The following is a 10,009-nucleotide window of genomic DNA, read 5'->3' as shown; positions in this document are numbered from 1 at the left end:
ATCGTGTTCCGTGGCCGTCCGCCGTACGGTCGGCGCCGTCGTTCAGGACCAGGCCGCGACGAAGTACCCCACGCCGTACGGAGCGTCCTGGAAGAGCAGTCGGCCGTCGAGCCCGGCGCCCTCGGCAGCACCCGCAAGGACCTGCCAGGGAGCCCGGCCGGCCGCCTTCAGCTCGGACGCGAGCCCGGCGTCCAGCGCGAGCAGCGCAGCCGTGTCCGCCGCGGCCAGCGCTCGGGCGGCCTCGGCGTCGAAGCCGGCGGCCCGCTCGTCCAGGTAGCCGGGGGCCTTCACGGTCCGGCAGGCACTGCCGTCGCCCAGGACGAGGAGGGCGACCCGCTCGGCGGAGGCGGCCAGCTCACGGCCGGCGCCGGCGCAGTGGTCGGGCGTGGCCGCCCCGTCGACCCCCAGGCCCTCGACCGGTGCGCCGGCCCAGCGGGTGCGGGTGAGGAGCCAGGCGCCGACGGCGAGGGAAGGGGGAAGGGTTCCACGGTCCTCGGGGAGTTTCCCGGCGCCTCCGGCGAGGGGGGCGGTGTCTGCGGAACGGTCGGCGCCGCTCCCGGGCGGGCCCTCACCGAGACACACGGAGAGATCCACGCCGAAGCCCGCGAAGGAGCCCGTCGTACCGCCCGGGTAGGTGCCGTGGGCGTCCGCCGGGGCGGGCCCGACGACGTACAGCCGCTCGGGTCGGGCGGCGGCGAGCAGTCCGACCGCGTCCACGCAGGCCGCCCGGGCGGCGTCCAGCTCGGGGGCGGCGCCGGTCGCGACCTCGGGCACGAGGAGCGGCGGGCAGGGGCAGACGGCAGCGGCGACAAGCATGATCCGCAGCCTACTGCCCGGCGGTCCGATCTCCGGGGCCCGGCCGGCGGAGGATCAGACGACGGCTTCTTCCTCTCCGGCCGCCGCCTCGACGGTCGGGTCGGTCGAGTCGTAGACCATCTCTGCGATGCTCAGGGTGACCTCGCTGAGGGTCGCGGCCCCCTTGACGATGACGAGGTAGCCGTCCCCGCCCGGGAGGCGGTACACCTCGCGCCACTTCTCCCGCATCGGCGCCCGACACGTCCGGGTGGCGGCCCGCATGGCTCTGCGGGCGTCCTCCCGGGTGCCGGAGAGCCGGGCGACGACCTCGGTCAGGTACGAGTCCCCCGACACGAACTGCGCGACGACGACCCACTTCCCCATGTGTTCCCCCTTCGGCGTCCGGTGTGGCGCGCGCGCCCCCGTGTCAGTGGTTCCCGCAGGCCGGCGTGTCGACCGCGGGCAGCGGCTCCGGGGCACCGATCTTCGGAAGGCCGAGCAACACGCCCGCCGGCTTGGCGGCGACCGCTGCGGTGCGCTTCTCCCAGGCGTCGCCCGCGCGGGTGCGGCGCACCGACACGACGGGCCCCTCGGCGAGCAGGTGGTGCGGGGCGGCGTAGGTGATCCCGACGGTCACCACGTCGCCGGGGCGGACGTCCTCGGTCGGCTTGGTGAAGTGGACGAGCCGGTTGTCGGGGGCACGGCCGGAAAGGCGGTGGGTCTCGCCGTCCTTGCGTCCTTCGCCCTCCGCGACCATGACTTCCAGGGTGCGGCCCACCTGCTTCTTGTTCTCCTCCCAGGAGATCTCCTCCTGGAGGGCGACCAGACGCTCGTAACGCGCCTGCACGACTTCCTTCGGGATCTGTCCCTCCATGGTCGCCGCCGGGGTCCCGGGGCGCTTGGAGTACTGGAAGGTGAAGGCGTTCGCGAAACGGGCCTCGCGGACGGTGTGCAGGGTCTGCTCGAAGTCCTCCTCGGTCTCGCCGGGGAAGCCCACGATGATGTCGGTGGAGATGGCCGCGTGCGGAATGGCCGCACGGACCTTCTCGATGATCCCCAGGAAGCGCTCCTGCCGGTAGGAGCGGCGCATGGCGCGGAGGATCGAGTCGGAGCCGGACTGGAGCGGCATGTGCAGCTGCGGCATGACGTTCGGCGTCTCGGCCATGGCCGCAATGACGTCGTCGGTGAAGTCCCGGGGGTGCGGCGAGGTGAAGCGGACCCGCTCCAGGCCCTCGATCTCGCCACAGGCACGCAGCAACTTGGAGAAGGCCTCGCGGTCGCCCAGGTCCGAACCGTACGCATTGACGTTCTGGCCGAGCAGCGTGATCTCGGAGACGCCCTCGGCGACCAGTGCCTCGATCTCGGCGAGGATGTCGCCGGGGCGGCGGTCCTCCTCCTTGCCGCGCAGGGCGGGCACGATGCAGAAGGTGCAGGTGTTGTTGCAGCCCACGGAGATCGAGACCCAGGCCGCGTACGCGGACTCGCGGCGGGTCGGCAGCGTGGAGGGGAACGCCTCCAGCGACTCGGCGATCTCGACCTGCGCCTCCTCCTGGACGCGGGCGCGCTCCAGGAGGACGGGCAGCTTGCCGATGTTGTGCGTGCCGAAGACCACGTCGACCCACGGGGCCTTCTTGACGATGGTGTCGCGGTCCTTCTGCGCGAGGCAGCCGCCGACGGCGATCTGCATGCCGGGACGCGCGGTCTTCATCGGGGCGAGTCGGCCGAGGTTGCCGTACAGCTTGTTGTCGGCGTTCTCACGGACCGCACAGGTGTTGAAGACGACGACGTCGGCGTCGCCGTCCGCGCCCTTGGGGGCACGGACGTAGCCCGCCTCTTCCAGCAGACCGGAGAGCCGCTCGGAGTCGTGGACGTTCATCTGGCACCCGTAGGTGCGGATCTCGTAGCTTCGAGTAACGCCCACTTCGTCCACCGCTCCGGCCCGGTCACTGCTGCTGGTCATGCCTCAAGGGTAAGGGGGCCCAGCAGTGCGCCTTCCCTCGCGTTCCCGGGCCTCGCGGCGTCGCGGTCCGGGGACGACGGGGCGGCCCGAGGGGGACGCTCCTCCGGAGCGGCGACGAACGGGCGGGACGGGCCCCGTCGGCACGGGACGTGCCGACGGATTCGACGCGGGTGTGCTGCCCCCTGGGGACGGGGGGCCGTTCGGCGGGCTCGGAAGGGGGTGCCAGGAGCGGACAGGGGACGGTCCTCAAGATCACCGAACGTTCTCCGACGCTAGCCGCAGGTGCCCGTGGGGCCCGACAGGACACACGGTGCCGCTCGCTCCGGAAGGACCGCTCACCGCTTCGGCGGAGCACACCGGGATCCGGCGCCCCGACGAGCCTGGTCAGGGAAGGCGGTGAGCTGGCAGGATCGCCGCATGCTCGCCTCGCTCTCCCGTGCCGCCCGCCGCCGTGCCCTGGTGCTCCCGGCCGCGCTGCTCGCGCTGTGCGGGGTGTTGGCCTGGTGGCTGTACCCGTACGGCGCCCCCTCCCCGAGCGGCTCCGTCACCTTCAGCACGGGGGTGCCCACCGGCGTCTACCAGCGGTACGGGAAGCTCCTCCAGCAGGCCCTCGCCCAGGACCTGCCCGAGGTCTCGATAGCGCTCGAGGACAGCGAGGGCTCCCAGCAGAACCTGGCCCGGGTCGCCACCGGCGAGGCCGACTTCACCATTGCGACGGCCGACGCCGTGGCCCAGTACCAGCGCGACCGCCTGCCCGGCTTCGAGCGGCTCCGCAGTTGTGCACGGCTCTACGACGACTACGTGCAGCTCGCGGTGCGCAAGGGCTCGTCGGTGCGGAGCGTGAAGGACCTGCGGGGGCTCCGGGTCGGCGTGGGGCAGGACGGCTCCGGGGTGCGGCTGATCGCCGACCGGGTCCTCGCGGCAGCGGGCCTGACCCCCGACCGGGACGTCGTACCGGTCTCGGCGGGCATCGACACCATGCCGGTGCTCCTGGAGCAGGACCGCCTCGACGCCTTCTTCTGGTCGGGCGGCCTGCCCACCCAGGCGATGCAGACGCTGTCCGAGCGCTTCCCGATCCGGCTGCTCCCGCTGGACGCCGACCTGGTCGACGGGTTCCACGACGTGGGCGAGTCGACCCGGCACTACCGGTCGGCGCTCATCCCGGCGGACACCTATGCGAAGGCGCAGGACGGACAGTCGGTGGAGACCCTGGCGGTGGCGAACCTTCTGGTCACCACGGTGGACGCCGATGAGGACCTGGTGGAGGGCTTCACCCGCACGGTGATCAGGAGCCGGGACGGAATCGGTCGACAGGTCCATCCGGCCCAGTTGGTGGACCTGCGCACCGCCGTCTACACCGATCCCCTGCAGCTCCACGACGGCGCCCGCCGCTACTACCGCTCGGTGAAGCCCTGACCTCCGCGCCTCCCGGCCCTTCCCTCCGTCAACGCCCGCCGGAGCCCTGACCGGCCTCCCGCTCGGCGGGTGCGTGCCGCGGGACGGTGACCGTGACCCGGAGTCCGTGCGGCTCGTTCGGGGCGAAGACCATGCCGCCGCCGCCCGTCGTCAGCAGGACGCGTGCGATGGAGAGGCCGAGACCCGAGCCCTTGACGTTCTGGTGCCGGCCGGAACGCCAGAAGCGGTCACCGACCCTGGCGAGCTCTTCCTCCGTGAGGCCGGGGCCGTGGTCGGCCACGACGACGGAGACGCCCGCCCCACCGGGGGCGAGCGCGACCACGACCACGACCTCCTTGCCGGGCGGGGTGAACTTGAGTGCGTTGTCGATCACCGCGTCGAGCGCGCTGGAGAGGGCCACCGGATCCGCCCAAGCGGTCACCGCCGCGCACTCTGCGGTCAGGGCGACGCCCTTGTCCCGGGCGACCGGGCGCCAGGAAGCGACCCGCTCCCCGGCGAGTGCTCCCACGTCGGTGAGCCTCAGCTCGGCGGCCGTGTGCTCGGCCAGGGCGAGGTCGAGCAGGTCGTCGAGGACCTGGGCGAGGCGCTTCCCCTCGGTCCGGACGGAGGCGATCTCCTCGTTGCCCTCGGGAAGTTCCAGGGCGAGCAGTTCGATCCGGAGCAACAGGGCTGCCAGCGGGTTGCGCAGTTGGTGGGAGGCGTCCGCGACGAAGGCCCGCTGCTGTTCGAGCGCGTCCTCGACGTGATCGGCCATCTCGTTGAACGAGCTTGCGAGACGGCGCAGTTCGGGAGGTCCACCGGTGGCGGCCACACGGGAGTTCATCCGGCCGGTGGCGATGTCGTGGGTGACGGCGTCGAGCACCCGGACCGGCCTCAGCACCCAGCCGGTGAGCCGGAAGGCAGCGCCGACGGCGAGCATCATCGCGGCGGCCTCGCCCACGAAGATCAGCAGCCAGCCGCGCAGGATCTCGGAGCGGAGCCGCCCGGTGGGCGAGTCGGTGACGACGACGGCGACGACGTCTCCGTCGCGGACGACGGGCGAGGCGATGCTGAGCACGGCGTCCCGCTGCCAGGGCCAGACCTGCGGCGGATCATGGCTGCGGCGCCCGAGCAGTGCCTCGTTGAAGGCGCGCCGGGCCTCCCCCTCGTACGGGACGACCCAGTCTTCGGGGGCCGCGGCCATCGCCCGGTTGTCGCGGTAGTAGACCCCTGCGCGGATGCCGTAGACGTCGTGGTAGCTGGTGAGTTCGCCGCGGAGGGTGATCCGCCGTTCATCGGTGCCGAAGTTGTTCTCGCTGACGAATTGGGCCAGCGCGGCAAAGCGGGCGGCGTCGTCGAGCCGGTCGACGACGACCCGCTGCTGCTCGGAGGCGGCAAGGCTGGCGGCGAGCGGGAAACCGAGGGCGAGCAGCACTCCGGCCATGAGCACGATGAGCAGCGGAAGGAGTCGGGTGCGCACGCGGGAAGCCGTCCGGGGTCAGGCGGCGGGGGCGACGAGGCGGTAGCCGACGCCCCGCACGGTCTCGATCAGAGCGGGCATCCGCAGCTTGGAGCGCAGGGAGGCGACGTGCACCTCCAGGGTGCGGCCGGTCCCCTCCCAACTGGTCCGCCACACCTCGCTGATGATCTGCTCGCGGCGGAAGACGACGCCGGGGCGCTGGGCGAGGAGGGCGAGCAGGTCGAACTCCTTGCGGGTCAGCGGGACGCTCTCACCGTCGACGCTGACGCGCCGGGTGGGCAGCTCGACGGTGACGGGGCCGAGCTGCAACAGGGTCCCGTCGACGACTCCCGGGGCACCGGCCGGTTCCTCGGTTCCGGTGCTGCGCCGGCTGACGGCATGGATGCGGGCGAGGAGCTCGCCGGGGTCGTAGGGCTTGACCACGTAGTCGTCGGCGCCGAGGTTGAGGCCGTGGATCCGGGAGCGCACGTCGCTGCGCGCGGTCACCATGATCACGGGGGTGGTGGTGAGCTTCCGGATCCGACCGCAGACCTGGTAACCGTCCTGGTCGGGCAGGCCGAGGTCGAGCAGGATCACTCCGTACGAGGGGCGCTCGCCCTGTGCCGTGGGCAGCACGGCCTGCAGCGCCTCCTCGCCGTTGCGGGCGTGGGTGACGGCGAAGCCGTGCTTGGCGAGGATCGCGGAGAGCGCGGCGGCGACGTGGTCGTCGTCCTCGACGAGCAGCAGTCGCATGCGTACCTCCTCCGTGGTGGTGATCGTGGTGCGGTCCGTGGCGATCCGCCGGTGGCGGCCCTTCTGTGTACCAGGTGGTACCAGGGCATGAACACCGATCGTCGGCGTCCCCGTCAAGTGCCCACCTGTTGCACCCCTGTTTCTGTTATGCACCCGGTACGGCCACCGGTGTCACGTTCACACGGTGTGTCCGTTTGAAGCCGTATCGTTATCCTCAATTTCCGCTCAGATGTGATGACGCTCATCACATCGGGTCTCTAGTGTCCTCCCCAACCGAGGAGGACGGAGCAAAAGGCCGATGAGCGGAGAGTCAGTGTCCAAAGGCCCCGAGGACACCGCGCACGCCGCGGACGACCTGGTCGTACTGTCCGACGTGAACAAGCACTTCGGTGCGCTGCATGTCCTCCAGGACATCGATCTGACGATCACCCGCGGCGAGGTCGTGGTCGTCATCGGACCCTCCGGGTCCGGAAAGTCGACCCTGTGCCGCACCATCAACCGACTGGAGACCATCGACTCCGGAACGATCACCATCGACGGCAGGCCGCTGCCCCAGGAGGGCAGGGAACTCGCCCGCCTGCGCTCCGACGTCGGCATGGTCTTCCAGTCGTTCAACCTCTTCGCGCACAAGACGGTGCTCGAGAACGTGATGCTGGGCCAGATCAAGGTCCGCAAGACGGAGAAGAAGGCCGCCGAGGAGAAGGCTCGCACCCTGCTCGACCGGGTCGGGGTCGGCACCCAGGCCGACAAGTACCCCGCCCAGCTCTCCGGTGGCCAGCAGCAGCGCGTGGCGATCGCCCGCGCCCTCGCGATGGACCCGAAGGTGATGCTCTTCGACGAGCCGACCTCGGCCCTCGACCCGGAGATGATCAACGAGGTTCTGGAGGTCATGCAGCAACTGGCCCGGGACGGCATGACCATGGTGGTCGTGACCCACGAGATGGGCTTCGCGCGCTCCGCCGCCAACCGGGTCGTCTTCATGGCCGACGGCCGCATCGTCGAGCAGGCGGCGCCCGAGGAGTTCTTCAGCAACCCGCGCAGCGACCGGGCCAAGGACTTCCTCTCCAAGATCCTTCACCACTGAGCGAGTTCGGACCTATTCTTCCCAACTCACGTCTACTCAAGGGACTTTCCTCCATGAAGCTTCGCAAGGCCTCCGCCGCCGCCGCAGCCGCCGTCGTCCTCGCCCTGACCGCCACCGCCTGTGGCGGCGGCTCCGACTCCGGCAGCAACGGCGACAAGATCACCGTCGGCATCAAGTTCGACCAGCCGGGACTCGGCCTGAAGACCCCGGACGGCACGTACGCCGGCTTCGACGTCGACGTCGCCCGTTACGTCGCCAAGGAGCTCGGCTACTCCGAAGACAAGATCAACTTCAAGCAGGCGCCCAGCGCCGAGCGCGAGAACCTGATCAAGAACGGTGACGTGAAGTTCGTCGTCGCCAGCTACTCGATCAACGACAAGCGCAAGAAGGAGGTCGACTTCGCCGGTCCGTACTTCCTGGCCCACCAGGACCTGCTGGTGCGATCCGACGACAACTCGATCACCAAGGTCGAGGACCTCAACTCCAAGAAGCTCTGCTCGGTCAGCGGTTCGACCTCCGCGCAGAACGTCAAGGACAAGCTCGCCCCGCAGGCCGACCTCCAGCAGCTCGGCGGCTACTCCGAGTGCCTCACCGGCCTGGAGAACAAGGCCGTCGACGCCCTGACCACCGATGACTCGATCCTCGCGGGCTACGCCTCGCAGAAGGAGCACGCGGGCAAGTTCAAGCTCGCGGGCCTCCGGATGAGCGACGAGAAGTACGGCATCGGCCTCAAGAAGGGCGACGAGGAACTGCGCGGGAAGATCAACGAGGCGCTGAAGAAGATGGTCTCCGACGGCACCTGGGAGAAGCTCGTCCAGACCCACTTCGGGCCCTCCGGCTACAAGTCCGAGGCGGCCCCGGCGATCGAGGACTGATCCGCCCCCGTCTCCGCGGTGACGGCCGCCCCCGCTCGGGCGGCCGTCGCACCGGCACCGGCCACCGCCCACGCGGCGGCCTCCACACCGACCGACCACCAGGGGAGAGCGCGGGGCATCGTGTTCGACTTTCTTGATTCCGGGCAGTACGACCTGCTCGGCGCCTTCTGGGTGACGGCTCAGCTCACCCTCTACTCGGCGATCGGCTCGCTGCTCTGGGGCACCGCCCTGGTCGCGATGCGCGTCAGCCCCGTCCCGGTGATGCGCGGCTTCGCCACCGGGTACGTCAACATCGTCCGGAACACCCCGCTGACGGTGGTCATCGTCGCCTGCCTGCTGGGACTCAACCAGACCCTGCTCGTCACGCTCGGCGGAGACCGCTCCGAGAGCATCGGCTTCCGACTCGCCGTCCTCGGACTCGTCGCTTACACTGGCACGTTCGTCTGCGAGGCGCTCCGCTCGGGCATCAACACCGTCCCGCCGGGCCAGGCGGAAGCCGCCCGCGCGCTGGGCCTCAGCTTCACCCAGGTGCTCCGCCTGGTCGTCCTCCCGCAGGCCTTCCGCGCCGCGATCGCCCCGCTCGCCAACGTCCTGATCGCCCTCACCAAGAACACCACCGTGGCCGCCGCGATCGGCGCCGCCGAGGCGGCCTTCCTGATGAAGGAAATGATCGAGAACGAGGCGGACGCGCTCTTCGCCGTCTTCGGCATCTTCGCCTTCGGCTTCATCGTCCTCACCCTCCCCACCGGCCTGCTCCTGGGCTGGGTGGCCAAACGACTGGCGGTGAAGCGATGAGTTCCGTCCTGTTCGACACCCCCGGCCCGCGCGCGAAGCGGCGCAACCTCCTCTACACGATCGCCTTCCTGGTGGTGCTCGCCCTCGTGGCCTGGTGGGTGCTCGCCGCCCTTGCGGCCAAGCACCAGCTGGACGCGGACAAGTGGAGCCCGTTCGTCACGGACTCCGAGGTCTGGACGACCTACCTCCTGCCGGGGATCACCGAGACCCTCAAGGCCGCCGCGCTCTCCATCGTGATCGCGCTGCCGCTCGGCGCGGCCCTCGGCATCGGTCGACTCTCCGACCACCGCTGGGTGCGCGTGCCGGTCGGCATGGTGGTGGAGTTCTTCCGCGCCATCCCGGTACTACTCCTGATGGTGTTCGCCAACCAGGCCTACCGCGAGTTCACCACCGTGAGCTCCGATTTCCGCCCGCTGTACGCGGTCGTCACCGGTCTGGTGCTCTACAACGCCTCCGTGATCGCCGAGGTCGTCCGAGCCGGAGTCCTCTCGCTGCCCAGGGGTCAGGGCGACGCGGCCGTGGCGCTCGGCATGCGCAAGGGGCAGACCATGCTGCACGTGCTGCTGCCGCAGGCCGTGACCGTCATGCTGCCCGCCCTGGTCAGCCAGCTCGTCGTGATCGTCAAGGACACCGCGCTCGGCGGTGCGATGCTCGGCTTCGCGGAGCTCCTCAGCCAGAACCGGCAGATCACGGCCAACTACGGCGCCAACACGATCGCCACCCTCACGGTCATCGCGCTGATCTACATCACCATCAACTTCCTCCTCACCAGCCTCGCCGCCCGTCTGGAGAAGCGACTGCGGCAGGGGCGGAAGTCACCCTCGGTCCCCCTCCCCGTCCAGGCGGGAGCCCCCGAGGTGAAGTCGGAAGCAACCAGCGGCACCTGATCCCAG

10 protein-coding genes are annotated in these 10,009 nt (G+C 70.5%); 5 read left to right on the top strand and 5 right to left on the bottom strand.

Annotated features, from left to right (window positions below):
- Positions 1–42: 42 nt before the first annotated feature.
- Genes ACFW2Y_RS19310 through miaB form a run of 3 tightly spaced genes read right to left on the bottom strand, consistent with a single transcriptional unit; the run spans position 43 to position 2,716 of the window.
- Positions 43–816 (bottom strand): class III extradiol dioxygenase subunit B-like domain-containing protein, encoded by a 774-nt coding sequence (locus tag ACFW2Y_RS19310; protein WP_384880384.1) that lies wholly within the window; start codon positions 814–816, stop codon positions 43–45.
- A 54-nt stretch (positions 817–870) separates the two neighbouring features.
- The gene (locus tag ACFW2Y_RS19305) at positions 871–1,179 is read right to left on the bottom strand and encodes a hypothetical protein (protein ID WP_384880381.1); all 309 of its coding nucleotides are present in this window, start codon (positions 1,177–1,179) and stop codon (positions 871–873) included.
- A 43-nt stretch (positions 1,180–1,222) separates the two neighbouring features.
- Complete coding sequence (gene miaB, locus ACFW2Y_RS19300; protein ID WP_384880390.1) at positions 1,223–2,716, bottom strand: tRNA (N6-isopentenyl adenosine(37)-C2)-methylthiotransferase MiaB; 1,494 nt, start codon at positions 2,714–2,716, stop codon at positions 1,223–1,225.
- Between the two features lie 456 nt (positions 2,717–3,172).
- Here miaB and ACFW2Y_RS19295 point away from each other — a divergent pair, with 456 nt between their 5' ends.
- A complete protein-coding gene (locus tag ACFW2Y_RS19295) occupies positions 3,173–4,171 on the top strand; it encodes a TAXI family TRAP transporter solute-binding subunit (RefSeq protein WP_384880388.1) in 999 nt (332 codons plus the stop codon).
- Positions 4,172–4,199: 28 nt separating this feature from the next.
- On the opposite strand, the gene ACFW2Y_RS19290 is transcribed toward ACFW2Y_RS19295, so the two are convergent.
- Both ACFW2Y_RS19290 and ACFW2Y_RS19285 read right to left on the bottom strand, forming a co-directional pair.
- Positions 4,200–5,630 (bottom strand): ATP-binding protein, encoded by a 1,431-nt coding sequence (locus tag ACFW2Y_RS19290; RefSeq protein ID WP_384880378.1) that lies wholly within the window; start codon positions 5,628–5,630, stop codon positions 4,200–4,202.
- Between the two features lie 18 nt (positions 5,631–5,648).
- Positions 5,649–6,362: a response regulator transcription factor gene (locus tag ACFW2Y_RS19285; RefSeq protein ID WP_384880375.1), complete on the bottom strand. Its 714-nt coding sequence runs from the start codon at positions 6,360–6,362 to the stop codon at positions 5,649–5,651.
- Positions 6,363–6,660: 298 nt separating this feature from the next.
- Here ACFW2Y_RS19285 and ACFW2Y_RS19280 point away from each other — a divergent pair, with 298 nt between their 5' ends.
- The 4 genes from ACFW2Y_RS19280 to ACFW2Y_RS19265 all read left to right on the top strand — a co-directional run bounded on the left by ACFW2Y_RS19280 (position 6,661) and on the right by ACFW2Y_RS19265 (position 10,003).
- Positions 6,661–7,446, top strand: coding sequence for an amino acid ABC transporter ATP-binding protein (locus tag ACFW2Y_RS19280; RefSeq protein WP_384880372.1), 786 nt, complete (start codon positions 6,661–6,663; stop codon positions 7,444–7,446).
- A 53-nt stretch (positions 7,447–7,499) separates the two neighbouring features.
- Positions 7,500–8,321 carry a glutamate ABC transporter substrate-binding protein gene (locus ACFW2Y_RS19275; RefSeq protein ID WP_384880370.1) on the top strand — a complete coding sequence of 274 codons (822 nt, stop codon included), beginning with the start codon at positions 7,500–7,502 and terminating at the stop codon, positions 8,319–8,321.
- Between the two features lie 120 nt (positions 8,322–8,441).
- Positions 8,442–9,116 (top strand): amino acid ABC transporter permease, encoded by a 675-nt coding sequence (locus ACFW2Y_RS19270; protein WP_384880367.1) that lies wholly within the window; start codon positions 8,442–8,444, stop codon positions 9,114–9,116.
- Positions 9,113–10,003, top strand: a complete 891-nt coding sequence (locus ACFW2Y_RS19265; RefSeq protein ID WP_384880364.1) for an amino acid ABC transporter permease — start codon at positions 9,113–9,115, stop codon at positions 10,001–10,003. The genes ACFW2Y_RS19270 and ACFW2Y_RS19265 overlap by 4 nt, the downstream gene beginning before the upstream one ends.
- Positions 10,004–10,009 lie beyond the last annotated feature (6 nt).

Source organism: Streptomyces sp. NPDC058877, assembly GCF_042742855.1.
Classification (GTDB): Bacteria; Actinomycetota; Actinomycetes; order Streptomycetales; family Streptomycetaceae; genus Streptomyces.
This window is presented reverse-complemented; position numbering and strand designations above follow the sequence as displayed.